This window comes from Mycobacterium sp., assembly GCF_051006775.1.
In the GTDB taxonomy this organism is placed as follows: domain Bacteria; phylum Actinomycetota; class Actinomycetes; order Mycobacteriales; family Mycobacteriaceae; genus Mycobacterium.
Genome location: NZ_JBPCSX010000246.1, coordinates 1 through 25,684, shown reverse-complemented (window position 1 = coordinate 25,684; position 25,684 = coordinate 1). Strand labels below are relative to the sequence as shown.

The window sequence follows — 25,684 nt, the reverse complement described above, 5'->3', positions numbered from 1 at the left end:
TATTCGGTGTCACAGACCCTGTTCGGTATCGATCGATCGGTTCCCGAGGTAGATGGTCGCCGCCGATGTGCCCCGGGTCAGCGGGTTGTCGAACCAGACCGTCGCAGCCTCGACATCGGTGAGGACGGTTCCCAGCAGCGCGGTGAAGTCATCATCCGGGGGGTCATCGGACCACATGGCGAACACCCCGCCCGGACAGAGGTGACCGCACGCGGATGCCAGGCCGTCGTGGGTGTAGAAGGCTGCGTGCGGATCGTGCAGCACGTGGCGAGGCGAGTGGTCGATGTCGAGCAGGATTGCGTCGAAGGTTCGGCCGGGATGCTCCGGATCGAATCCAGGTGTTCCCATCGCGGCGGCGAAGAAGTCGGCGTGTCTGATCGTGACGCGATCGTGGGTGGCCAGGCCGGCGGTATCCGGTAGCAGATTGCGTTGATGCCAGTCGATCACCGCATCGGAGTATTCGATGACCGTCAGTGTCCTGATCCGGCCGCAGTGCAGTGCTTCCTGTGCGGTGTAGCCGAGGCCGAGGCCGCCGATGACGACGTCCAGGGCCGTTCCCGGGGTTCGCGCGAGCCCCAGTCGCGCCAATTCTTTCTCAGCGACGGTGAACAGGCTCGACATCACATGCTCGTCATCGAGCTTGACCTCGTACACATCGGCGCGCACCGTGGGGTCGAATCGGCGGCGCAGGCTGATCACACCCATCGGGGTCTGCTGCCAGCCCAACTCCTCGAAACGTGCACTCACTGAAGTGACAGTAGTTGCATCGCTAGGCTGCGTGCATGCCTCGAATCACTGTCATCTTCTCGCTCCTGTACATCGCGCTCGGCCTGGGCGGCTTCTTCCTCACCGGCGCCGTCCACAAGACCGCGCTGATCCCGGCCGCCATCGGCGCCGTATTGCTGGTGCTGGGCCTGCTCGCCGGCAATGAGAAGCTGCGCATGCATGTCATGCATGCCGCGCTCCTGATCGGCCTGCTGGCGCTGCTGGGAACCGCCAGCTCGCTGTTCAAGCTGCCGGCTGCGATCGACGGCACCGCCGAACGACCCGGCGCCGTCTTCGCCCAGGCCGCCACGGCGATCCTCTCGGTGGTCTACCTGGCCCTCGGGGTGCGCTCGTTCATCGCAGCCAGGCGCGCTCGCTCCGCCTGATGACGTGACCGCGGCAGAGCACCCACCGGAGCCGGTGGTTCGCGCCCATCGGCGGCGCCGGATGTCGGGTCGTGATCCGCACGAGCCGCATCGCGTCGCGACCCCGCTTGAACTGCTTTTCGATCTGACATTCGTCATCGCCTTCGGCAGCGCCGCAGCAGAACTGGCCCACGCGCTCGCCACCGGACACGTCGGGTCGGGTCTGGCCAGCTTCGTGTTCGTCACGTTCGCGGTCTGCTGGGCATGGATCAACTTCAGCTGGTTCGCCTCCGCCTACGACACCGACGACTGGGTGTACCGCCTGATGACGATGCTGCAGATGGTCGGCGTCATCATTCTGGCACTGGGTATCCCGCCGGTCTACGCATCAATCGAGCACGGTGAGCACGTGAACAACCGGCTGATGGTCGCCGGTTACATCGTGATGCGAATTGCCATGGTGGCGCAGTGGATTCGTGCGGCCAGGCAGGATCCAGTTCGGCGAACCATGTGCTTGACCTACGCCGCGACGATCACCGTCGCTCAGATCGGCTGGATCGGAATCGCCATTGCCGAAACGTCGGTCCCGATCACCTTCCTGCTGGTGGGATTGATGACGCTGGTCGAGCTGGCCGGCCCATGGCTCGTCGAACGGCGCAACGGCGACCAGTCGCCATGGCATGCCCATCACATCGCCGAACGCTACGGGTTGCTCACGATCATCGCGCTCGGCGAAGGTGTGATCGGCACCGTCGCTTCACTGTCAGCTGTCATACAGGCGCAAGGCTGGAGCGTGGATGCCGTCCTGGTGGCAGTTGCCGGCACGGGGCTGACCTTCGGTATGTGGTGGATCTACTTCGTCGTGCCATCCGCAAATCTGCTGCAGGCGCAACGAACGAAGGCGGTCCCGTTCGGCTACGAGCACATTGTGGTGTTCACGTCGATCGTGGCAACCGGCGCCGGGTTGCACGTCGCTGCCTATTACATCGAGGGACATTCCGCGATCGGTTCGGTGGCCACCGTGTTGTCCGTCGCCATTCCGGTCGGTATCTACATCGCATCGGTCTATCTGCTGTATCTGCTGCTGGCCGGCGGGCGGGACACCTTCCACGCACTGATGGTGGCGTTGACCGCTGTGGTGCTGGCCGCCGCGGTCGCCCTTGCCGCCGTCGGGATATCGATGCCGGTATGCCTGCTGGTCATCATGCTCGCGCCGGTGGTGACTGTTGTCGGCTTCGAGCTGTATGGCCACCGCCACGCCGCCGAAGCCCTCGCTCGGCGTCTCGGCGACGGACCGCAGTAGGGGCCGGACCCGTGATCAACGGCGCCGTCAGCTGAAGGTCAGCCGCTCAGTGGACCGTAATGTGGACGTGGTCGAAGTGATTGGCCACCCGCCACATCGTGTAGGAAACCCCGAATTCCGCTGCGTGGCTTCGGATGTCGGCGTTGATGGCATCACCCAAGCCCATGTTGGAACCGATCATGATGTCAATCGCGTGGCCGCTCGGGTGGTCCGGGAGATAGTCTGCGCGGACACCGCCGATGGACTGCACACCGGGGTAGGCGGCCATGATGTACGCCGCGAGGTTTCTCGCGTTGGGTACCAGGCCGCTCATCCCGACGGTGGGGATGTTGCCGATGGGGCCCAGCGCTGCCACGACTGACGCCGGCATCGCGGAACGTTCATCGGAGGGAAGCAACGCGTAGCGCACCTTGGCCGCGACGATCTGCGACTGCAGTTCGGACTGCTGCTTCTGAAGATCCGCGCGTAGGGCGACGGCTGCTTCAACGGCCGCCCGGGTGTCGGCTGCGGACTTGGCCGAAGCCGCCTCGAGGTTCTGGGCCTCGTCGCTGACCCGGCGGAAACCCTCAAGGTCCGCGAACATCCCGGTTGCCATCACCCGCTGAACGTCGAGGGTATCGATCAGGGTCTGCGGCGACTCGGCAGTCAGGATCGCATTGAGGCCATCAGTGCGCCCACCCATATAGACCGCGGCGGCCAATTTGTTGACGGCCTCCTGGTGGGGCGCCAACGCACCCTTGGCGGCATCAAGGGCGGCCAGGTCCGCGCTGTGTTGCCTGTCGATCTCGGCGAGCAACTGCATATTCCGGTCGAGGTCCGCTCGGGCCGCCGTGATGGACTCGGCCAGTTGTTCGGACTGCCGGGCCAACTCGCTGAACTGCGTCACCTGATCCTGAGCGGGGTCGGCATGGGCAGCACCGCCCCACACTCCGCCGAGGACCGTCAAACCGACGAACCCGCCGGCGATCGCCCTACGATAGATATTCACGTCTGTGCATCCTTTGACTACCGCCGACGTTGCCGCCGAACCGCAGATGTCTCGGGTCTGGCAAAAGGTTACGAAATGGTATCGGTGATTGTCCAACCATCGCGCACACTGGGATCCGAATCCGACGACAGGGAGGACCGATCGACTATGAGTTCGGTCCCCGAATTCGACTTCATCATCGTGGGCGCGGGCAGTGCGGGCTGTCTGCTCGCCAACCGGCTCAGCGCCAACGCCGATCACCGTGTGCTCCTGATCGAGGCCGGCGGCAACGATGACTGGTTCTGGATCAAGGTGCCGGTGGGCTATCTGTACACGATCGCCAACCCGCGGACCGACTGGTGTTTCGTGACCGAGGCCGACCCGGGTCTGGCCGGACGCAGCATTCACTACGCACGGGGCCGCGTGATCGGCGGCTCCTCGTCGATCAACGCGATGATCCACATGCGCGGCCAGGCGAGCGACTATGACCTGTGGGCGGATGCCACCGGCGACCAGCGATGGCTCTGGGGCGGCCCCAACCGTCCGGGAGACCCGGGAGACCCGGGAGAAACACTGTCCATCTACAAGGAGTTGGAGGACTACTTCGGCGGAGCCGACGACTGGCACGGCACCGATGGTGAAATTCGTGTCGAGCGGCCACGTGTGCGCTGGAAAATATTGGACGCCTGGCAGGCCGCCGCCGCCGAAGTGGGGATCGAGCCGATCGAGGAGTTCAACCGCGGCGACAACGCGGGCAGCGCGTACTTTCACGTCAATCAGAAGCGGGGTCGCCGCTGGTCGATGGCAGATGCATTCCTGCATCCAGTCGCGCACCGACCCAACCTCACCGTCTACACCCAGACCCGGGCCCTGAAGCTTCTGCTGGACGACCAGGTTGTTCAGACTCAGCGTCGCGGTGCCTGGACAACGGCGCAACACCGCGTCACGGGCCTGCGATTGCTCAAAGATGGGCACCTCATCGACGTCCGTGCCCGCCGGGAGGTGATCCTGACCGCCGGCGCCATCGGCTCGCCACATCTGATGCAGGTCTCGGGTCTCGGCCCGGCTGATCTGCTCGCCGAACACGGCGTGCCGGTGTCCGTCGATCTGCCGGGTGTGGGCGAGAACCTCCAGGACCATCTGCAGCTTCGAACGATCTACCGGGTGCAGGGTGCGGCGACTGTCAACACGCTGTACCGGAATTGGATCACCCGCGCAGGCATGGGGCTCCAGTACCTGCTGATGCGATCGGGGCCTATGACGATGCCGCCTTCGACGCTGGGGGCCTTCGCCAAGAGCAACCCGGAACTCGTCAGTGCCGATCTGGAGTGGCATGTACAACCACTGTCACTGCCGAAGTTCGGTGAGCCCCTGCACAAATTCGGGGCTATCACACCCTCGGTGTGCAACCTGCGGCCCAGCTCGCGTGGCCATGTGCGCCTTGCTGATTCAGATCCGCTCACCAGCCCGAGAATCTTCTGCAACTACCTGTCGACTGACTCCGACCTTCGCGCCGCAGTGCGCGGTCTTAGGATGACCCGGCAGATCATGGCGGCACCGGCGTTGGCCCGCTACAGCCCCGAAGAGTTACTTCCCGGCCCGAAACTGGTGAGCGACCAGGATTTGCAGAATGCGGCCGGCGAACTGGGGACGACGATCTTCCACCCGGTGGGCACCTGCGCGATGGGGGCCTTCGACGACCACGGCCGGCCGGTGTCGACCGCCACGGTGCTCGACACCGACTGCCGCGTCTACGGCGTCGCCGGCCTTCGAGTGGCCGACGCTTCTGCGATGCCCACCATCACCTCGGGAAACACCAACGCACCGGTGATGCTCATCGCCGAACGCGCAGCGCGGGCTATCTCGGGGAGTCTCTGACCCGGCCGGGCGGCAGGTCACGAACTGGACTCGGCCAGCGGGGGCTACCCGGATCGCGAGAGTCAGGTTGTTAGTTTCGACCCGTGCAGGATTCAACCGCTGCTGGGAGCCCCGGTCGATCACGCCCAGTTTCCCGGCGTGATGCCCTCCGCTACGCCACCGCTGTGTCGGCGCTGGCCGGTCTGGGCGCGACAGCTCTGGGTAGCGGCGCTCCTGAGGCGGCGGCCGCCGCCCCCATGCTGATCGACTACGCCATGCGTCAGATTCCAGCGGCAGACATCCGTGCTGCCGGCTATGCCGGAGTGGTCAACTACGTCTCGCTGTCGCGCCCCGGTTCAAACTTCGGCGCCAAGCCGATCACCCGGCCCTACGCCGAGTCGTTGACCGCCGCAGGTCTGGTGATCGTCAGCAATTACCAATACGGAAAGCCGGGCGGGACTGCGCCATCGGACTTCACTCGCGGGTTGGCCGGCGGCGTCGCCGACGCCCGCACCGCCTGGCAGATACACACCGCGGCAGGTGGCGGACAGAGCGCACCGATCTTCTTCACCATCGACGAGGACATCAGCCGCGACACCTGGAACACCGTGGCGCTGCCGTGGTTCCGGGGGATCAACTCGGTGCTCGGAGTGCAGCGAACCGGCGTCTACGGCGGCATCGATGTCTGCCAGTGGGCCGCTGCCGACGGCGTCATCGGACATTCGAGCACGCCCGGTCACCGGTGGGCGTGGCAGACGAGGGCCTGGTCCGGCAGCCGTATCGAACCCACCGCGGTGCTCTACCAGCGCATCGTGGCAACCGCGTCGAATCCCGGCCCACTGGTGGGCGGCAGCGAGGTCGACGTCAACGACGTCCTGGCCGGCGATTGCGGTCAGTGGAACCTGCATCCGTGAGGCTGTAGCGGCCAAGGTCAAATCCACGCTCCGGCGAGCCTCGGAGCGTTAGTGTCGGCCTTCGACGACGAAGGGTTCGGGGCCTATGTCCAGCAAGAGCACTCCGCATATCGATCCGAAGGGCGAGGAGATCGCCGAGACGATCCTGCTCCCCGGTGATCCACTGCGGGCCAGGTTCATCGCCGAGACCTATTTCGACAATCCGCGCTGCTTCAACGAGGTTCGCGGAATGTACGGCTTCACCGGCACCTACCGCGGCCGCAAGATCTCGGTGATGGGCACCGGCATGGGCATCCCGTCGATCTCGCTGTACAGCTACGAACTGATCCACTTCTTCGACGTCAAGAATCTGATACGCGTCGGGAGTTGCGGCACGATTCAGGACGGAATCGATCTCTATGACGTGATCATCGCTCAGGGTGCGTCCACGGACTCCAACTATCTGACCCAGTTCGGCGTGCCCGGAACATACGCTCCGCTGTCGTCCTACCGGCTTCTGGAGAAGGCCAAGCGGATCGCCGACGAGCATGGCCAGCGCAACCACGTCGGTAACATCCTGTCCTCCGACATCTTCTACAACGACGATCCGGATGCCCTCGGTAAGTGGGCGAAGATGGGCATCCTCGCAGTCGAGATGGAGTCCGCCGGTCTGTTCGCCAACGCCGCGGCCGCGGGCGTCGACGCGCTGGGAATCTTCACCGTCAGCGATGTCATCTTCTCCGGAAAGCACACCACCCCGGACGAACGCCAGTCAGCCTTCACCAAGATGATCGAGATCGCCTTGGAGTTGGCGTGACCGACGCCGAGCACGTCGACTCTCGGCCCGCAGTAAATCCCAAGTCCGCAGTCCCCGTTCTGCTGATCTTGTTCGTCTTCTCCCTGATCATGGACAACGGCTTCAAGCTTTTGTCGCCGTCGATCGCCTCCTCGCTCGGCATTTCTGAAAACACGGTGAGCCTTCAGGCCACCCTGCCCGGCATCCTGATCGGGATCGGCGCCGTCGTGTACGCAGCGCTGTCCGACTCGATCAGCATCCGCAAGCTGATGATCTTCGCCGTCATCGTCATGGCTGCCGGTTCGATAATCGGCTTCGCGCTGCAGGGCTCCTTCGCCGGAGTGCTCACTGGTCGCATCATCCAGACCAGCGGTCTGGCAGCGGCCGAAACCCTCTACGTCATCTGGGTCACCAAACACTTCACCGGAGATGACCAGAAGAAGTACCTCGGCTATAGCACGGCTGCGTTTCAGTTATCCCTGTTGCTCGGCGCGGTCGGCAGCGGTTTCATCGCCACATACGTTGGCTGGACAGCTTTCTTTCTGGTGAATCTCGTTGCGCTGGCGACCATTCCATTCATCGTGAAATACGTTCCGGTTGAAGACACCGGCCACAGCAATCTCGACGTGTTCGGGCTATTTCTGGTCGCGACGATCGCTACCGGGATCGTATTATTCATGCAGAATTTCAATTGGTGGTTCCTGCTGCCCGCGATTGCCGGGATCGCCGTATTCCGCTGGCATATCTCGGTGCATCGAGACGCACTGATCACCAAGGAGTTCTTCGGCAACAAGCGCTACACGATGATGCTGATGGTCGTATTCGTCGTCTACTCGGTTCAGTTGGGCTACCAGTTCATCTTCCCGTTCATCATCAAAGGGCTCTACGGCTGGCGGTTGTCCGATGTGTCACTGCTGCTGGTTCCCGGTTACACCGCCGCCGTGATAGTCGGTGCGCTCAGCGGCCGGATCGCCCAACGACTGAGTTCCAAGCGGGCCATCAACATCGCCATCGTGATGATCGCCTTGGCCCTGGCCATTCCCGCGTTCCTCGTCGGCGGTTGGGTCGGCACCTTCGCCATCTCCATGGTGCTGTTCGGATCCGGATTCGCGCTGATGTACGCACCGCTGTTGTCCACGGCCATCCGGGACGTGCCGAAGACCAAGGGCGGCATCGCGATCGGCTTCTACAACCTGACCATCAACATGGCGGTGCCGATCGGAATAGCGTTCGCCGCCAAGCTGCTGAATCTGGGCCTGGATCTGACCGCGTTCGCCGGTCAGTCGCCCAAGGCGGCAGCGTATGGTTCGGTACTGCTCATCCTCGCGATCATCACGGTGCTCGCCCTGCTGCTGTATCGCGGTTGCATCCGAGTGCTGGAACGCCAGGACATGCGCAACGCGGAGTTGTCGATCGACTGACCGGGGACCGCTGCTAGCGGCCGATCGGCGGCGGGGAGTCTCAGCGCTTCTTGGGATGCACCGCGGACTCGGTCAAGGACGCTTGATCGGCTTTGGCGTGCTTCGCCGCGCGCTTCTCTTTCAGTGACTTGCCGGACTTTTTCGCCATCGCCTGGCGAGGGGATTTATCGGACATGACTGGCCCTCTTCACGTAGGGGGCCTGACTGGTCCCGATCACCCAACCCTACGCGCGCAAGACCGGGGTGGCGACAATCCCGTTCAGTTCGGCCGTACCCGCTTATCGCCGAACCACCTGAAACTGTTGACGTACTTACCCATATCCATCGCCACCTCAAGGTTGACTGCTGACGGGTGCCCCGTGCCGTAGTCCGGTGTGAACTCGTGATACGGGCCGGCAGCTGTCGCAATCAGTGCGTAGTCATGTCTGATCGCGGCCATGACGACAACCCGCATCCTGGCGCCGCGTGAGAACACGTCACCAACGACTCCGTAGCCCGGTTCATAACCGACTGAGGCGTTCGGGATTTCATACTCGACTCGCGCTTCCGGGAACTTGGATTTCAAAACTGCCTGTACCACCTGCTTGGGTGTCCGCCCTCGGGCCGGCTGCCCGAACAGATTCAGCAGGCCGGTGTCGCCCCCGACATACCTGGCCTGGACACCGTCCATACCCGGCGGATCAAATGTCACTTCGTATGCGCTGCCTTCGCCCGGGTAAGCCACCGAGAAGGCGCCACCATCCCCGCTGAAGCGCGGGTTGGTTTCAACCGGGTTACCCAGTGGCGGGTGGCCACAATCCGGCGGACACACGTAGACGGGGGGCGCCGGTGACAGCAGTCTCGCCACTAATACCGTTGCTGCGGCAGCGATTCCAAGACAGCCGACCACGGGGGCCAACACGTTCAGGTAGGTGGCGATTCGCGGTGATCGCGGTGTCGCGCGCATTGCGACCCCGCAGGCGCTACAAAATGTTCCGTCCGCGACAACCTGATCACACTCCGCGCACGGCAGTTGTCCACCACCGGTATCGACGGGTGTCTCGTTGAGGAGGGCAGCGGTGATGCCGATCCGCATCGCCAATACCGCCGCCAGAACTATCAGCAGTTGCAGCCCCAGGTACACCCTCAGCGGTATTGGCGCAACGTCAATGAGTCCCATAGCGATTGCGAAGGCCAGGGCGCCGAGAAACCCTGCCGCTAGGACGCCAACTCTTCGATAACGAGGAGCCGCGTCAGCCCGCGGGAAGAACCACAGCGCGAGGCCGAACAGACCGCCGGCCGCAACCGCGCCCATGGGCCAGGCGACACCTAAGACCAGTACCTCCGAAAGAAGGCCGGTGATCGGTAGCGGCCTGGCGCCCCACCCTGCCGCCACGTATGGCGCCACATACGTCGCGGTGACTGCAGCGTTGGCGAGCACAGCACCCATTGCGCCGATTGCAAAGCCGTCCAGTGATTCGCCGCGCGAACGATTAAGAACGCGCACCAGACCGGCGGGGGCAACCAGCATGATCGCGTAGGTGATCGGGATTGCCACTCCACACACGAGCAACTGGCCGGCAGTCAGTTGTCCGCCCATTCCCGCGTAGTAGGCGTCTGCCATAACCGGACCGACGACGAATTGCCAGCCGGCACCGGACCCCACCGCGCAGATCGCACCCAGGGTGAGGTAACGCACCGGAATGGTTCGGCCTATTGAGATGTCACGCAGATAGCAAGCAAGCAGCACGGGCAGCCCGCCGACAATGACCGCTATGAGTGGCAGCCGCCAACCCAGCAGGGCGAATCCCACGGCGGCCGCCACGACAAGGACCAGTCCGGCTCGATAGACCGCGCGTGCGCGGCGCGGGAGTTGCGGAAAGAGAGCCGTAGCGACCCAGGGGCGAAGGACCCGCTCCCGCGGGGCAGCCGCATACGTACCGAGTCGCAGGCCGCCACCGGCGCCACCGGCCGCCAGCGGTGCGCCGCAGGACGCACAAAACTTCCCGTCCGGAGCATCCTCCCCGCACGCGGGGCAGACGACGAGTTCCCGGATATCGGGAGCGGGACCTGTAGACGCCACCGACCCGCCCCCGGCCTGGTAGTCAGAGGTTGTCCGTTGTTGAGCCTGCTGCGCGTCGAGCAGGCCACGGGCAAGGTTGTAGACATTGGGACTACCCAGCCCGGAGACAAGGTCGTATCCCGTGATGGGATTATCGACAGCGTTTCCGCCGACCGTGATGTCCCGGAAACCCGGCAGCTTGGATCCCTGCGCGACCCGATAGAGAAGCGGGTTGATATCACCGAGTGGTCTGCCGCCCTTGTCGATGATGTACTGATTCATCAACGCCGTCAGGCCGGCCCAGATCGGTGCGGACTGCGAGGTGCCCCCGCCGATCGCGGGTCTCTGATCGACGACGATTTGCATACCGGTGAACGGGTCGGCCACCGCGGAGACATCGGGAACGAGGCGCTTATCCGCACCGCGGAAGGCGGGCAGAGCGCGTTGATAGTCGGGCCGGGCGAACAGGTTGGAAACGCCTCCACTGGTCCCCTGGGACAGAACCGGGTCGATCCAGCCCCACTCCTCCAACCACCGCCCCTGCGTATCGGTCGACAGCGTCGTTCCACCGACCGACGTCATCTCGGGCAACGATGCGATGGTGTCCACTCCGATGTAACCGGGGCGAGGCGGGGACGACCAGTCCTTGCCGCCCTTGCACTCCATACCCGCGTTGTCACCGCTCGCGTCGAAAACCGTGATGCCGCGGCGGTGCGCATTCACCAGGGCGGCGCGGACCGGGGCGGCATCGGCTGCGGCAGACAGGGCCTCACATCCCCAGCCGATCGACAGCGTCCACACCGAATTCGGGTACCGCTTAGCCGTGTCGTCGAACATCCGACCGATCTTCTCGAAGGTGCCACCGCCCTCGACGGTGGGGCGGGCATTGACCACCACCAACCGGGCCTCCGGAGCGGCGGCGTGCACCACTTCCAGATCCATCACAGTCTCCGGGCTGGTGCCGGTGAGCGGGCCACCGACCACCTCGGGTGTGAATCGCGGCAATCGGAATTTGTCGGCGAACATGTCGAGGTCACGCTGATCGAAACCTCCGAACGCGAACACAACGACGGTTTGGCCCTGGCCTCGATAACCGGCCGCCACCAACGGCATTGCGTTGTAGGCCGTAAGCAAATCCTTCGGTTTCAACCCTGGCCTCGGCACGTCCAGCGGTAGCAGCGGGCGCGCGGTCCCGTGCGGGAGGTAGCTCAGGATGCGGCCGACTTCGGACACTTCCTCGCGCAACCCGGACGGCAACGCCGGCTGCGAGGGGGAAGCGTAGAAGAGTTGTCCCTGCCGACCCCTGAAATCGTGGACCGGAACGTCGAAGGCAGCGGCCATCCGCTCGGCCGGGCCGGTCACGATCGCCCACGCGGCATCGGATTCCCAGCGGGTCGCCAGTCCGCGGGCTGCCGCCCACTCCACAAGTGCGCCAGGGCGCTTCGCATCCGGCAGCGTCACAGTCAACTGGACATCGCCGGCGCGCGACGGACCCAGGTTCTCGGACGCAGCCAGCAGATCGGCGAAGGGGCCCGTGATGACATCCCCACCGGGGACGTTGGAGAGCATCGACGGTCCCGCAGTGGCAGCCACACCGATCAGCACAGTCGCCAGGAGGGCCGGCACACGACGCGACGAAAGCGCTTTCATCGTGAGCATCCTCTCCGGTCCGGCATGGGGCAGAAGCCGACTCTCATATCAATCGTCCCATGGTCATCAATCCCCGAACAAGCGGCACAACCGCTCCTCGGCAAGCGTTATGTGTCAGAGTCCAAACAGTCAGAGTCCGGAAAAGATGAAGACACCCCGACCACACGGAGGATCCGATGCCGTCGCCGAAACAACGCCCCCACCGACAGCGGCCCAGCCGTCGTCAATTTCTGCAACGCGCGGCGCTACTGGCCGCGGGGGCACCGGCGCTCGCCGCTCTTCTCGATTCCTGCTCGAAAGGCGAGCAGTCCGATTGGCCGGCCCACCTGAGGATCGCGGCACCGAACAATCCTGTGACATGGGACATCACGTCCGACAACAGCCCGATCGCGGACGGCCTGGGTCCGGAGAAGGGTGCGGAGTTGCACATCTACACCTACGCCGACTACATCGCCGAGGAGGCAATCACCTCGTTCCAGGACAAGTACGGCACCCGGGTACGGATCTCAACCTTCAACAGCACCGACGATGCGCTGACCACGATCCGGGGCGGCGGAGTCGACTTCGACCTCTACACCCCCAGCTACGACCAGATCGGCCGGTTGGTGACCGGCGGCCTGCTCCGCCCGCTCAACCACAGCTACATCCCGAACATCACCAACGTCTGGCCGCAATTCAGCAATCCGTGGTACGACGGCGGATGGCGCTACAGCGTGCCCTACAGCGTGTACTCCACCGGCATCGGTTGGCGAACCGACCTGATCCCCGCCGATATCGGCGCGCTGGCCAATCCCTATGACGCACTGTGGGATCCGGTATACAAGAACCAGACCGCGGTCATCGACGATATGCACACCGTGATATCCATGGTGCTGCTCAAACTCGGCATCGCCGATGTCAACACGTCATCACCCGACGATTTGGAGAAGGTCCGCGCCGCCCTGACCGAGATGCGCAGGAACACCGCACCCGTGGTAACCGCGGCCATGTACGCCGACCTGCCCGCAGGGTTGATCAGCCTGTCGCTGATCTGGTCCGACGACATGATCTCCGCAAAGGACTTTCTGCCCGAGGACGTCAGCCCCGACATCCTGCGCTACTGGTTCCCCTCAGATGGCAAAGGCCTGGTGGACAACGACCTGATGGTCACCCCGCGCGGTGGCAGGAATCCTGTTGCGGCGCAACTGTTCATCAATCACATGCTCGACCCTGCGGTCGCGACGTCGAATTTCGCGGCGACCGGCAGCCTCTCACCTCAGGTGTCGCTGAACCCCGAGTCCCTGGTTGCGAGCGGCCTGATCCCGGCCAACCTCAAGAGCGCGATCGTCCGGCCCGAATACTTGGACGTCGGCTATCGGATACTCGAGTTGGAACCCGCCAATAGCGACGCCTGGGCGAGCATCTGGCGGGCTTTCAAGACCCAGCGGAGCTGACGGCTCAGCCGCGCAACTCCTTGGCAAGTTCACCGAAGGCATCAACCCACTTGCCCATGTCCGCATCAGTGTGCGCCAACGACACAAGCCACTGATCGTCCATACCCGGCGGCGTCAGGATGCCCCGGTTGATACCCCACAGCCACCCGAGCTCGGCGACCTCGAAGTCCGTGCTGAGTTTGTAGTCCCGATAGTTGCGGATCGGCGTGGGCGACCACGTCACCGCACCCTTGACGCCGAAGCCCACGGTGTGGGCCGGCAGTTCGTACTCGCCGATGATGGCGTCCATGGCCTCCATGGCGTTGTCGTTGACCTGCTCGGCCGCGGCCAACGCCTGTGGGGTGGCGATCTCATCGACGGCGAGGGCCGCCGCCATGCACAGCGGATTGCCGTTGTAGGTGCCGAAGTGGGCCATCCGGTTGTCGACGACGACCTGCATGACTTCCGCGGTGCCGCCGAAGGCGGCCAGCGGCAGGCCACCGCCGATGGACTTGGCCAGCGTGATCAGGTCCGGCTTGACGCCCAGGCGGGCGGCAGCGCCGTGGGCGCCCGCGGTGAGGCCGGTCTTGACCTCGTCGAAAATCAGCAGCACGTTGTGGGCGTCGCACAGTGCGCGAACGTCGGCCAGGTAGCCGGCGTCGGGCAACACGATGCCCAGGTTCTCGATGACCGGTTCCATGACCACGCAGGCGACGTTCTTGCCGTGGGCCGACAGCACGCGTTCCATCTGGCCGATGTCGTTGTAGGCCACGCAGTGCACTTCGCCAGGTTCGACGTCGAAGGGCACCTGCGGGATCGGGTTGTCCGCGGGACCGATCTCGTCGATGCCGGGCTTGACCGACACCGACAGGCCGTCGTAGCCGCCGTGGTAGCCGCCCTCGATCTTCACGATCGCTTTCTTGCCGGTGTAGGCGCGTGCGGTGCGCACCGCATACCCCGTCGACTCGGTTCCGGAGTTGGTGAACCGCAACATATCCAGACCGAAGCGAGTCTTGAATCGCTCAGCGACCTCGGTCGAGATCGGCGACGGCGTCACGAACAGCGTTCCGATGTCGTCCAGGAACTCTTTGACCTTGGCGACCACCGCGGGGTTGAGGTGGCCGACGAGCATCGCCCCGAAGCCCATCGACAGATCCAGCACCTTGCGGTCGTCACAGTCGGTGACATAGGCGCCGCGAGCGGACTTCACGCCCATCGGATACGGATCCCAATACTGGAAGCTACTGGTGACACCAAGCGGCAAGGTCTTGGTCGACCGCGCCGCATGGTCGGCCGAGCCCGGCGTGGTCTTGGCGTAGCGCTCCCACTCCTTGGCCATGAGTGCCGCGACCCGGGCATGGTTCACCGGGGTGTGGGTGCCAGGTATCTGGCGCCAACCAGCGGGGTCATGGGCGGGAAACGTGGCAGTCACGTCGGTCGTTGCGCTCATCCAGATCACCTTTACCCAGTCGAAGTGTTCCGTCGGCAGCCTAACCTGCTCGCCCCACTGCGGCGTCTGGAAACCTGACCCTCACGCGACTGTCCGACTTGAAGCGGCCTCGGACTCGCGGGCTCGGTGACTGAGTACCAGCAGCGGCATGTTCAGGCGGCCAGACCGCTCCCGCCGACGGCGTGGCTGATGGGTCGGCCCGGTGGCGTGGGTGAACGCATAACTTGTAGGTTCTAACCAACACCTGGCAAACAAGCCACTCGATGCGCCAACAGGGTCCGTGCGAGGCGAAGCTCTAGAGAGGTCCACCTGATGAGTTCCCCGGCCGCATCGGATCCCAGCAAACGTTCTCCTGATGTTTCCGGCTCGGGCCGGTATCCGCACTACCTGGGGCGTGTTTGCGCAGTGGCGGTGGGACTGGGTGCCGCGGTTGCGTCGGTGCAGGGCGTCGCTTTTGCCGACACGACAAGCCCCGGCGCGGAATCGGGGCCGAGCTCTGCCTCGGGGCCCTCGGCGGGTTCACCTGTGGCAGGACAGGCGGGCCCGCGGTCCAACCGATCAGCGAAGCCTTCTGCCGCAGCTGCCGGGCCGGCGGCGGCCGGTGCCGGCCGAGGCTCGGGCAGGCGTGTCGCGGGTTCGCGCGGTTCCACCGGTCTGGTGATACCCGCGGTGTCAGCGGTTCCGGTACGTCTGCCGGCGACGGCGCGGCCGGCTGCCGGAGGAGTGCCTGCGGTGCCGGTGGGTACCCCGTTGACGTGGGCAGAGTTGGGGTTCGTGCGCCGCGAGGTGGGCGCCTCGAAGGCCGCGCCGACCGCGTTGGCGAGCGCGATCACTGACGTGTGGTTGTTCGGCGATGGCACGGCCGACCATCCCAATGGCGGAATCCTGGTCGGCAGCGGCTACTCATGGACCGACTCGTCGTGCACCGGGACCACCGCGTGCACCGGTGGTAACGGCGGGCTGATCGGTAACGGCGGTAACGGCTACAACGGCGGCAACGGCGGTTCGGCCGGGTGGTTCGGCAACGGCGGTAACGGCGGGAACGGTGTGGCCGCGGGCAGCGGCGGCACCGGCGGCAACGGCGGTAACGGCGGCTTGATCAGCGGCGACGGCGGTAACGGCGGCGCCGGCGGAGCGGCGACCGCAGCCGGCGGTAACGGCGGTGCCGGCGGTAACGGCGGCAGTACCGGATTGCTGTCGGTGCGCGGCAACGGTGGCGCGGGAGGTGACGGCCAGAACGGGCTGGCCGGCACAGCCGGCGCCAACGCCTCGACTTCGGGCGGGTCGGGCACCGCCGGCACTGCGGGGGGTAACGGCGGAGCGGGTGGCAATGGCGGGGCGGGCAGCTGGGTCTTCGGCACCGGCGGCTCAGGCGGGTCCGGCGGAGCGGCCGCAGGCGGCGGTGCCGGCGGTGACGGCGTCAGTGGCGACAATGCGAGTAGCCCCGGTGGAAACGGCGTCGACGGCGGGGCCGGCGGTGCGGGCGGCGCGGGCGGAAGCGGCGGATCAGGCGGCAACGCCGGCGTGGGCCGGATGCTGTTCCTGATCGCAAGCAACGGCGCAAACGGTTCGGGCGGGGCCGGCGCCGACGGCGGTGCAGCCGGTAGTGCGGGTGACGGTGGTAACGGTGTCGGCGGGCTCAGCGGTGTCGCGATCTCCCGCAACGGCCAAAGTGGCGGCGCCGGCGGCGCCGGCGGCAGCGGCGGTGTGGGCGGTGCCGGAGGCGCGGGCGGCACTGCCGGTTCCGGCGGCAGCGGCGGTACCGCGGGGGCTTCCGGTAACGGCGGCGACGGTACCGACGGCGGCAACGGCGGCAACGGCACCAACGGCGGTAGCGGTTACGACGCCTCGGCACTGGTCGACGGCACTGACGGCGGCAACGGCGGATCGGGCGGCGGCGGAGGCCATGGCGGCAGTGGCGGCCTCGGCGGCGCGGCCGGTGGCGCGGGAGCGATCGCGGGTAGCAACGCCGACGGCGGCAACGGCGGCAACGGCGGCACTGCCGGGGCTGCCGGCGGCGGCGCCGCCGGTATTGCGGGCACCAACGGCACTGTCGGCAGCCCCAACGCCGGCGATGGCGGTAACGGCGGAGCCGGCGGTAACGGCGGAGCTGCCGGTGCGGCCGGGGCCGGCGGCAGCGGTGTAAGCAGCGGCTCCAATGGCGCCGCGGGTCTGGCCACCAAGGGGGCGACGGGTGGCAACGGCGGCGCCGGCGGTGACGGCTACAACGCCGCGTCGGGCAACGGAGGCACCGCCGGGAACGGCGGCAACGGCGGCATCGGAGGCAATGCCGGCGCATCCAACGGCAGCGGCATCAGCCGCGCCGGCGGCAGGGGTGGCGATGCAGGCGCCGGAGGCAACGGCGGCAGCGGCATCGTTGCGGGCGGCACCGGAGGCAACGGCGGCAACGGCGGCGCCGGCGGCCTGGGCAGTAACGGCGCAACCAGTCTGCGCACCGGTGTCGGCGATGACGGCGGCGCCGGCGGCGACGGTGGCAACGGCGGACTGGGCGGCTATTCCGGATTGGCCCCCACCGCCGCCGACAATCTGAACAACGGCATTTTCTTCGGCAGTGGCGGCAATGGCGGTGCGGCCGGCAGTGGCGGCAACGGCGGCAACGGTATGGGCGGTGCGGCGGGCGGCAACTCCGGCTTCGCGGCCGGCAATGGCGGCACCGGCGGGCAGGGCGGTCGCGGTGGTACGGCCAGCCAGATCACCTTGGACTATCACGGATACTTCGGATCCAACGGCAACGGCGGCGCCGGCGGCAATGGCGGTATCGGCGGGATCGGCGGGATCGGGAGCGCCGGAAGCGGCAGCGCCGGCGGGTCCGGCGGGGTCGGCGGTAACGGCGGTTCAGCCGGAGCCGGTGGCGCGCCCGGTGACGGCTTGAAGACTGCGCCCGCACGAACGGGACTGCCCGTCGGGACCGGCGGCGCCGGCGGTATCGGTGGGGCCGCCGGGTCCGGCGGCGCAGGCGGACAAGGTGACGCCGGCTTCATCGGCGGTGCAGGCGGCAACGGTGGCAACGGCGGCGCGGGCGGTTCGGGCGCTACCGGAGCCAACGGCTATTCCCAAGGCGATAACGGCGGCGACGGAGGCGGCGGCGGCATCGGAGGCGGCGGCGGTACCGGCGGTACCGGCGGAGGTGGTGCCAATGGCGGGACCGGAGGCAACGCCGGCACAGGAGGCACCGGCGGTAGTGCCGGCGGCGGCGGCGCCGCCCAATACGTCGGTCCTGGAGCATTCGGTGGCGACGGTGGCACCGGCGGCGCCGGCGGCAACGCGGGCGCCCTCGGCACCGGCGGCCTTGCTGGCTTCGCCGCCAACGCGGGGGCCAACGGCAGCGGAGCCCAGGGCGGCGACGGTGGCACCGGCGGCCTCGGCGGCAGCGGCGGCCCGGTCGGCTCACCCGGCACCAACGGCACCGGCGGCCTCGGCGGCACCGGTGTCACCAACGGAACCGATGGGACACCTGTCGCGGAGTTCGCAACCATCGCGATCACGGAATTCGTCCAGGCCGGCCGTTACCCGTACCCGATCGTGCAGGTCTCCATCAACGGCGGTCCGGATCATCCCGTGCTGCTGGACAGCGGCTCCACCGGTCTCGTACTCGCCTACACCCCAACGGGTCTGGGCTCGTCGGTCTATTCCGGTTCCTTCACGTACGGCACGTCAGGCACTCTGTCCTACGACACTTACGACTCGACCGTGAGTTTCGGGAGCGGGATCGTCACGTCGCCGACGGCGATCGCGGTACTCACCCCGAGTTCCGTGGTGGCTTTCGACACCTATTGGAACGGCATCCCCATCGATGGCGTGCTGGGTATCGGGTCCAACAACAGCTATCCCGGTACCAGCATCGTGATGAGTGCGCTACCGGGAACTCTGAGTCAAGGCGCGCTGATCGACGGAGCCAACGACACACTGGTGTTCGGCCCCAACACGCAGTCCGGCATCACGGTTGGCGGAGCACCGTTGGCCACCCTGCTGGTGCAGATCAATGACGGACCCCAGATATCGGTTGCCGATTCGTATATCGACACCGGATACAACAACGGCTACATCGGGTCATCGATCTACACCGGCGGCCAGGCTCCGGGCGGAACCGTCATACCCGGAACAAAGATCACGGTCTACACCAGCGACGGCATACTGCTCTACTCGTACACGACAACAGCCACCAACGGGCCCGCCGTGCGGACCGGCTCGGTGTTCAACACCGGCTGGACGCCCTACACGCTGACGCCGATCTACAACGGGGCGAGCCCGAGCGGTTTGGGAACGACGATCTTCAGCAGCTGAGAGCAGAAGGGTGGATTCGGGTTCCCGAAACGCGCGATCGGTCCGTCGTGCCCGACAATCGGGGGACAGCGCAGTCATCCGGTTCGAGAGCCGTCCGGTGGACACTGAACCCGGACGGCGGGCCGAAACTGGTCGTGTCAGCATTTCAACTGAAAGGACCCGACAGACCATGAACCACCTCACCGTCACACTGAAGAAGATGTCGAACAGACCACAGCGCAAAATCGCCCTCCTGGCGGGCACTGCAGCGCTGGTCGGCATGGGGACAATGACCGCCTGCAGCACGAAGGAGAAGCCGGCTGAAACAGTCGCCCCGTCCTCCGGCTCCAGCGCTCCGGTCTCCCCGACCGAGAAGTCCGCGAAGCCTGGCGGAAACAATTCGTTCTCGCCGACAGTCAAGGCACCCCCGGCGCCGACCGCGCTGCCCGGCAACGTGATCACCGGCAATTAGGAATAGGAAAGCGTGAGGGTCCGGATTTCAAGGACACTGGTGGCGGCGGTCCTGGCCGCCACCAGTGTCGCTGCCGTTCCGGTGCTGAGGCACGGGCACCAGTCGGGTTCCGCCACGAGGATCGACGGCCCCTACGCAGTGTTGTTGGACACGTCGGCCGATCTCGGCCCAGCCGGTGACCGTGCGGTTCGACTGACCGCGGCGTTGACAAGCGAGTCCCGGCCGGAATTGCTCGATGACTGGGCGCGGCAACGCGGGCTTGCGGTGCGCTGGCGAACCGGCGACCGATGGGCCACCGTGGCGGGCCCGGCCACCGCTGTCGCAAGTGCTTTCGGGGTCGAGGTGCGCAACTACCGGGAAAGGCGCGGGCAGGTGTACTACGCCTCCCCTCAGCAGCCCGTGGTTCCCACGGCGCTACACGGCCAGGTGGCTGGATTCGGTCGCATTCTCGGCTACACACCGCACAGCGAATCGACTCGGTGGCAATTCCCCCTGGAGGTTCCAGGTCAGGGACTGACACCGCAAAATCTATCGCGGACCTACAACATCCAGCCATTGCAGGATGCGGGCTTCACCGGCAAGGGAACCACAGTTGTGGTTTTCGCATTCGACGGCTTCGACCAGGGGGACCTGGACATGTTCGCCGAGACGTTCAACCTGCCGAAGTTCACCCCTGACGTGGTGGGCGAGCTGCTGCCGCCGCGCAGCGGCGAGGCGAACATGGACCTTCAGGCCATCCACGCCATCGCACCGGAGGCGAAGAAGGTATTGGTCAACGCCCGCCCAACCGTGGAGGGCGACGGCTCCTACGCCAAGATCGCGGCGATGATGGAGGACACGGACCGCCGCTATCCCGGGGCGGTCTGGAGTCTGTCGATCGGCTGGGGCTGCGACAGACTCATCACCGCCACCGACCTCGTGCCGGTTCGCGCCGCCCTGGCAGCGGCGCAGCGCAGAGGCACCACCGCCTTCGATGCCAGCGGTGATCTCGCCGGACTGGAGTGCAAGGGTGGCGACGCATGGTCGTCTCCTCCGGCTTCCGACGACATCGGGCTGGATGCCGTCGCCTCGATGCCCGAGATGACCAGCGTCGGGGGGACGACGTTGTCCACCGACGCCGGAGGCGGTTGGGTGGGTGAACAGGCCTGGTTCGACGCCCCGCTGTCGCAGGGCTCCGGTGGCGGTGTGTCTGCGTTGTATGAACGCCCGGACTGGCAGTCGGCGGCGCAGGTACCCGATGGTGCGGGCCGGCGGCTGGTGCCGGATGTCTCCGCGATCGCCGATCCGTTCACCGGGTTGAAGATCGTCTACGACCGCCAGGTGATCGTCGGCGGCGGTACGTCGTTGTCGGCACCGCTGTGGGCCGGGATGGCCGCGGTGATCAACCAGTACCTCGCGCAGCGTGGCGGGCGACCGCTCGGTGATCTCAACCCGTTGCTGTACACCCTCGCCAAGGGATCGCGGCTTCCCGCGTTCCAGGACGTGGTCCGCGGTGGCAACGCCGTCGGCAACGCGGGCCCGGGTTATGACGCAGTGACCGGCCTGGGCACGCCGAATGTCGAGAACCTCGCCCAAGGCCTCCTGGTCACCCAGAAGTTGCTGTCATGACCGGCGTTGAGCGGCGGTGCCCGCGCTGCAACGTTGCGGTACCCGACGGAAACTTCTGCGGATCCTGCGGGTCCACCATGGCCGACGCCGCGGGCGAGAAGCCACAGTGGTTGCGGCCCAGCGTCTTCAGCGCGGCACCCTCGGAAAAGGTGCTACTCCCGTACTTCGCCAGTGCGATGTTTCCGCACCTACCGAAACGTTCTCGGAGGCCATTCCAGCTGACCCTTCTGATCGGGGCAATCGCGTTGGCTGCCTCGGTGTCGGTGAAGATGCCGGCGGTCGGAATCGCCATCTCCGCCCTGGGGCTTCCGCTGCTGTTCGTCCTCTATCTTCGGGCTTCGAGCCTGGACCGTGACATTCCCCGCACGTCACTGATACTCACCTCGGTGCTGGGCGCCATTCTCGGTTCCGTGTGGGTGCTGCTGACCGGCGGATTGGTGGCACGCAGCCTCAACATTCCGATCGGGGTCGGACTTGCCCTGCACCACCTGCTGGGCCAGGGCGTCGCCATTCCGGCGGCCGGAATGCTCCTCATGCTGGTGCCGCCATTGATCATCCGGAGATTGCGCCCGGGGGCGGGAGAATCCCTGGACGGGTTCACCATTGGCGCCCTGGGTGCATTGATCTTCACCGCAGCGGCGACGCTGGTCCGACTGGCCCCGCAGTTCTCCACCGGACTGTTCGCCCATGCCCGACCCATCCAGGGACTCATCGTCGAGGTCGTCATGTCCGGCGTGACCATCCCGGTCACCGCCGCCGCCGCCGGTGGACTGGTCGGCATCCTGCTGTGGTTTCGCCCCGGCGGGGACCACGATCGGCGAATTCGAGCCAACCTCGGGCTGCTGGCCGCAGCCGTGGTGCTCATTCACACCGCGGTGGCGGTCGTTGATCTCGTCGGAATTCCCCAGATGGCCATGCTCGCAATCCATCTCACCGCGACGATACTGGCACTGATCGCCCTGAGACTGGCTCTGCAACTGGCCCTGCTGCATGAGCAGCACGACCCGCTGCGCGCCGACGAACCACTGCTGTGCATCCACTGCGAAATGGTGGTGCCCGACATGCCGTTCTGCCCGGCCTGCGGCGCGGCAAGCCGAGCATCCACCCGCACATCCCGCGCCGAACGCCGCGAAATCCGGCCCCAGCCCGACGACGGGACGGCGAGCGATACCGGCGAACAGGACTATCCCGGGTACGCGCTGCCCGCCGGCACATATCGGGCGCCGGCAATCGAGCGACCCCGATTCGGGTGGCTCGTCGGCCGGTGGGGTGTCGTTGTCACAACGGTCGCGACGACACTGGCCGGCGTCGCTGCGGTGCTGGCGCCCACAATCGCCTCCTACGCGTGCCCACCGGAGTGCGGCCGGCCCCCCTCGGGCACGCCCGTGACGGGGCTCCCCCGCTTCACCTCAGCGGACAAGCAGTTCTCGGTGTCCTACCCGGCGCCGGAGTCGCCCTACGAGACAACCCTCTCCGACAACGGCATCACCGCGAAGTTTCTCGCCGGGGACACCGGCGTGATGCAGTTGTTCTCCCAGCCTGCCAACGGCCGCTCAGCCCGAGACATCGTCTCCGCGACCCTGGCCAAGCGCTTCCCCGATGCGAAGATCGACTATCAGATCCCCAACGCGATGGTGGGATATGAATCCGGTTACGGCGTGCTCGCCGACAACTGGCCGCAGAACCCCACCGCGACCTTCAGCCGCCAGCGCATCCTGGTGATGTCGGCGGTCAAAGACGACCTCGCGCTCATCGCCTTCGCGACCGGGCCCTACCGTGCCTTCGGGCCCGACTCCGGTCCCGGCCTGCCGTCGGCAGCCAACCTGCAACTCGCCGAGGATATGGGCCGGTACGTCAACAGTTTCCAGTGGAATGGCACAGCGTCACCCTGAGCGTTAATCGTTGCGGGATCACGCCATCCTGGCGGCCGCGATCGCCGGGGGTTGTCCCGAGGCGAGTGGCTAAAACACATGACAGCGAGGGGCGGCCTGCGGCATCGTTGTGGACATGTCACCAAAGGCATCCAAACTGAAGGTGCCCTCGCCGGGCGATGTCATTTCGGCTACCCAGGCGGCGGTCGATGCCGCGCAAGCGGCGGCTACCGGGGCCATGCGTATTCCGCCGGCGTCGGCTCGCTTGGCCGCGCAGATGCCGGACCTACTGGACAACATGGTCGCGACCACTGAGCGTCTCAACTCCGCGATGGATCGTCTCGACAAGTACCTGGCACTCGCCGAACCCACGCTCCGAGCGATGGACCGTCTGCTGCCACAGCTCGAAGCACTGGTCGCCACCGGCGACGAGATCTACGGTGCCCTGTCCCGCATTCCCGGGGTGTCCGCGCTGAGTCGGTTCGCAGGTCGGTCGTCTGAGGAAGATCCGCCCAAGAAGCGCAAGAAATAGCGAAGGGCATCGACGCTAGGCCTGGTCTGACGTCGGACTTGAGTAGTCCCACGACCGTGTTCGCACGGGCGTCAGGCGGATGTAGCAGGCCCCGGGTCTGGGTTCGGTCGGCCATTCCGACTCCGGCACGCCCCGTGCGCGGGCGCCTTCCCTCGCGAGCTGGAGCGCTTCGCCGTGTTCGCGAACGATGCGGGCGTGACCTTGGAACATCACTCCCCGGATGTCCGCCATGCTGGAGCCGTCTTCGAGCAGGACACTGACGTTCGGGTTGCTTTCGACGTTGGCGACTTTGCGGGTGCCATCTCGCACACCCATGATGATGTCGCGACCGAGGCGAAAGTATCCAAGGGGTACCGAGTGTGGAAATCCGTCCGCGTCGATGGTGCTCAATATCGCCCAGGCCGGGCGGCTATCGGCATAGGCCTCAATTTCTTCGTCACTGAGTTTTCTTGGCATGCCCCGAGGTTAGGCGACGGTCGATGAGCGCAGCGGGAATGCCCGTCAGAGGGCGAAGGGCTCGCCGACGAGTTCCTCGCTGAGCGTCCACAGCGCGGCGGCGTGTTCATCGTCGAGGAGGTAGGGCAGCATGCCGTTGATACCGGGGTTGGCACCCAGTACCCCGAGTCCGCAGTCGGCCAGGTAGGCACCGTTGTGATCGGCGAGCTCAGCCGCCGTTGCGGCCCACACCTGGGTCGCCGCGCCGGCCGGAACGGTCTTGAAGTGCAGTTCTTCGACCCTGGCGTGGCCCTCGGTTTTCGCGGCCGCCTCGGCGCGTTTTTTGGTGTCGGCGACCACTTCGATCAGAAGCTCTTCGGTGAGGTGCCGGCCCAGTTCGGTGACGATGGCGCCGGGGTGCACCGAGAACGACAACAAGCCCGCGGGCCCGGCACGGCGGGCCAACTCACGAGCGAACAGGGCGTTGGCCGTCTTCGACCGCCCGTATGCGATCCAGGCGTTGTAGTGCGTTGTCGCGAAGTTCGGGTCCACCAGATCGACGTCAGCGCGGGAATGCCCGCCCGAGGACAGCGTCACCACCCGCGGGGACTCACCCCGGAGCAGGGCCGGGGCCAGTCGGGCAGTGAGAAGGAAATGCCCCAGGTGGTTGGTGCCGAACTGGGTCTCAAAGCCGTCGACGGTGTGGCCGAACGGGCAGGCCATCACCCCGGCGTTGTTGATGAGTACGTCGATGCGGTCGTGCTCGGCGAGGAAGGTGTCCGTGAACGCACGCACCGACGAAAAGTCGGCCAGGTCAACCACTCCGGCGTCGAACTGCCCGTCGGGCACACGTTTCCGGAGTTCGGTGACGGCGCCGTCGGCGCGTCCCGGGCTGCGAGCCGCTACCGTGACCAGCGCCCCGCGGGAGGCCATCGCCCTGGCGCTCTCCAGTCCCAGACCGCCGGCCGCGCCGGTGATCACCACACGCCGTCCGGACAGGTCGATTCCGGCGAGGACGTCGTCGGTGGTGGTGTCTTTTCCGAATGCGGTCATCGACGGTCCGCGTCAGCTTGAAGCATCGACGGCGCTGACAACGAGCCGGAAGGGGCCTTCTTGTTTGTCGAGGATGTAGATCGCGACCCGGTTGATGATCGCAGGGTCCAGCGGCGGAGCGCCGGGGGCGGGGTTGAGGAACATGCCCACCGACTCGAAACCGGCAACGGGAAGGTCGTAGGTCCGGCGGACGCCGGGATCGGTGGCGAAACGCTGGATGTAGGACCAGGGCTGCCCCGTCTCCACCTTCACCATGTAGGTCTTGCCGTCGCCCAGTGCTTGCACGCGCAGCGACGTCGCGCCGGTTGCCCGGCGCCCGATCTCGAAGTCGACCGGACCCCGGGCCGAGGCGAATCCGCCGTTGTTCTCCAGCGATATGTTGCCGGAGAACTCCAGACCACCGTCGCCGAATGTGACCGCCGACGTCGACCGGCCGCCCATCACGGGGTCATTGACTGTCGTCCAGGCCGCTACCGCGGCGGGATCACCGAAGTCGACCAGAACCGCCG

The 25,684-nt window shown here is 66.1% G+C and carries 20 protein-coding genes; 12 read left to right on the top strand and 8 right to left on the bottom strand.

Annotation, left to right across the window (positions count from 1 at the left end; all coding sequences use genetic code 11):
* Positions 1 to 9: 9 nt before the first annotated feature.
* A complete protein-coding gene (locus tag ACR2JI_RS17255; protein ID WP_526392186.1) occupies positions 10 to 747 on the bottom strand; it encodes a polyamine aminopropyltransferase in 738 nt (245 codons plus the stop codon).
* Between the two features lie 35 nt (positions 748 to 782).
* Between ACR2JI_RS17255 and ACR2JI_RS17250 the strand changes: the two genes are divergently transcribed.
* Both ACR2JI_RS17250 and ACR2JI_RS17245 read left to right on the top strand, forming a co-directional pair.
* Complete coding sequence (locus ACR2JI_RS17250; RefSeq protein WP_526392184.1) at positions 783 to 1,151, top strand: hypothetical protein; 369 nt, start codon at positions 783 to 785, stop codon at positions 1,149 to 1,151.
* 61 nt (positions 1,152 to 1,212) lie between these two features.
* A complete protein-coding gene (locus tag ACR2JI_RS17245) occupies positions 1,213 to 2,433 on the top strand; it encodes a low temperature requirement protein A (RefSeq protein ID WP_526392202.1) in 1,221 nt (406 codons plus the stop codon).
* A 46-nt stretch (positions 2,434 to 2,479) separates the two neighbouring features.
* Here ACR2JI_RS17245 and ACR2JI_RS17240 read toward each other — a convergent pair whose 3' ends face one another.
* On the bottom strand, positions 2,480 to 3,421 hold the full coding sequence (locus ACR2JI_RS17240) for a VldE C-terminal domain-containing protein (RefSeq protein ID WP_526392182.1): 942 nt from the start codon (positions 3,419 to 3,421) through the stop codon (positions 2,480 to 2,482).
* A 147-nt stretch (positions 3,422 to 3,568) separates the two neighbouring features.
* Between ACR2JI_RS17240 and ACR2JI_RS17235 the strand changes: the two genes are divergently transcribed.
* The 4 genes from ACR2JI_RS17235 (at position 3,569) to ACR2JI_RS17220 (ending at position 8,367) form a co-directional block, all read left to right on the top strand.
* Complete coding sequence (locus tag ACR2JI_RS17235; RefSeq protein ID WP_526392180.1) at positions 3,569 to 5,278, top strand: GMC family oxidoreductase; 1,710 nt, start codon at positions 3,569 to 3,571, stop codon at positions 5,276 to 5,278.
* Between the two features lie 83 nt (positions 5,279 to 5,361).
* Positions 5,362 to 6,171 carry a glycoside hydrolase domain-containing protein gene (locus tag ACR2JI_RS17230; protein ID WP_526392178.1) on the top strand — a complete coding sequence of 270 codons (810 nt, stop codon included), beginning with the start codon at positions 5,362 to 5,364 and terminating at the stop codon, positions 6,169 to 6,171.
* 85 nt (positions 6,172 to 6,256) lie between these two features.
* The gene (gene deoD, locus ACR2JI_RS17225) at positions 6,257 to 6,967 is read left to right on the top strand and encodes a purine-nucleoside phosphorylase (RefSeq protein ID WP_526392176.1); all 711 of its coding nucleotides are present in this window, start codon (positions 6,257 to 6,259) and stop codon (positions 6,965 to 6,967) included.
* On the top strand, positions 6,964 to 8,367 hold the full coding sequence (locus tag ACR2JI_RS17220; RefSeq protein ID WP_526392174.1) for an MFS transporter: 1,404 nt from the start codon (positions 6,964 to 6,966) through the stop codon (positions 8,365 to 8,367). Before deoD ends, ACR2JI_RS17220 begins: the two co-directional genes overlap by 4 nt.
* Before the next feature lie 40 nt (positions 8,368 to 8,407).
* On the opposite strand, the gene ACR2JI_RS17215 is transcribed toward ACR2JI_RS17220, so the two are convergent.
* Positions 8,408 to 8,542, bottom strand: coding sequence for a hypothetical protein (locus tag ACR2JI_RS17215; protein WP_526392172.1), 135 nt, complete (start codon positions 8,540 to 8,542; stop codon positions 8,408 to 8,410).
* Positions 8,543 to 8,626: 84 nt separating this feature from the next.
* A complete protein-coding gene (locus ACR2JI_RS17210) occupies positions 8,627 to 12,058 on the bottom strand; it encodes a S53 family peptidase (RefSeq protein WP_526392170.1) in 3,432 nt (1,143 codons plus the stop codon).
* A 353-nt stretch (positions 12,059 to 12,411) separates the two neighbouring features.
* Between ACR2JI_RS17210 and ACR2JI_RS17205 the strand changes: the two genes are divergently transcribed.
* Positions 12,412 to 13,491: a polyamine ABC transporter substrate-binding protein gene (locus ACR2JI_RS17205; RefSeq protein ID WP_526392168.1), complete on the top strand. Its 1,080-nt coding sequence runs from the start codon at positions 12,412 to 12,414 to the stop codon at positions 13,489 to 13,491.
* Between the two features lie 4 nt (positions 13,492 to 13,495).
* Here ACR2JI_RS17205 and ACR2JI_RS17200 read toward each other — a convergent pair whose 3' ends face one another.
* The gene (locus ACR2JI_RS17200; protein ID WP_526392166.1) at positions 13,496 to 14,920 is read right to left on the bottom strand and encodes an aspartate aminotransferase family protein; all 1,425 of its coding nucleotides are present in this window, start codon (positions 14,918 to 14,920) and stop codon (positions 13,496 to 13,498) included.
* Positions 14,921 to 15,652: 732 nt separating this feature from the next.
* On the opposite strand from ACR2JI_RS17200, the gene ACR2JI_RS17195 reads away from it, so the two are divergent.
* From ACR2JI_RS17195 to ACR2JI_RS17175, 5 genes are all read left to right on the top strand, one after another.
* A complete protein-coding gene (locus tag ACR2JI_RS17195) occupies positions 15,653 to 19,225 on the top strand; it encodes a PecA family PE domain-processing aspartic protease (RefSeq protein WP_526392164.1) in 3,573 nt (1,190 codons plus the stop codon).
* Between the two features lie 97 nt (positions 19,226 to 19,322).
* Positions 19,323 to 19,676: a hypothetical protein gene (locus tag ACR2JI_RS17190; protein ID WP_526392162.1), complete on the top strand. Its 354-nt coding sequence runs from the start codon at positions 19,323 to 19,325 to the stop codon at positions 19,674 to 19,676.
* A gap of 12 nt (positions 19,677 to 19,688) precedes the next feature.
* Entirely contained in the window at positions 19,689 to 21,284 is a 1,596-nt protein-coding gene (locus ACR2JI_RS17185; RefSeq protein WP_526392160.1) for a S53 family peptidase, read from the top strand.
* Positions 21,281 to 23,176 (top strand): zinc ribbon domain-containing protein, encoded by a 1,896-nt coding sequence (locus ACR2JI_RS17180; RefSeq protein WP_526392158.1) that lies wholly within the window; start codon positions 21,281 to 21,283, stop codon positions 23,174 to 23,176. Before ACR2JI_RS17185 ends, ACR2JI_RS17180 begins: the two co-directional genes overlap by 4 nt.
* Positions 23,177 to 23,291: 115 nt before the next feature.
* Positions 23,292 to 23,687: a hypothetical protein gene (locus ACR2JI_RS17175; protein ID WP_526392156.1), complete on the top strand. Its 396-nt coding sequence runs from the start codon at positions 23,292 to 23,294 to the stop codon at positions 23,685 to 23,687.
* Between the two features lie 15 nt (positions 23,688 to 23,702).
* Here ACR2JI_RS17175 and ACR2JI_RS17170 read toward each other — a convergent pair whose 3' ends face one another.
* The 3 genes from ACR2JI_RS17170 to ACR2JI_RS17160 are packed head-to-tail and all read right to left on the bottom strand — an operon-like array spanning position 23,703 to position 25,676.
* Positions 23,703 to 24,143, bottom strand: coding sequence for a pyridoxamine 5'-phosphate oxidase family protein (locus ACR2JI_RS17170; protein WP_526392154.1), 441 nt, complete (start codon positions 24,141 to 24,143; stop codon positions 23,703 to 23,705).
* Between the two features lie 45 nt (positions 24,144 to 24,188).
* Complete coding sequence (locus tag ACR2JI_RS17165; protein ID WP_526392152.1) at positions 24,189 to 25,175, bottom strand: SDR family oxidoreductase; 987 nt, start codon at positions 25,173 to 25,175, stop codon at positions 24,189 to 24,191.
* Between the two features lie 12 nt (positions 25,176 to 25,187).
* Positions 25,188 to 25,676 (bottom strand): CIA30 family protein, encoded by a 489-nt coding sequence (locus ACR2JI_RS17160; protein WP_526392200.1) that lies wholly within the window; start codon positions 25,674 to 25,676, stop codon positions 25,188 to 25,190.
* Positions 25,677 to 25,684 lie beyond the last annotated feature (8 nt).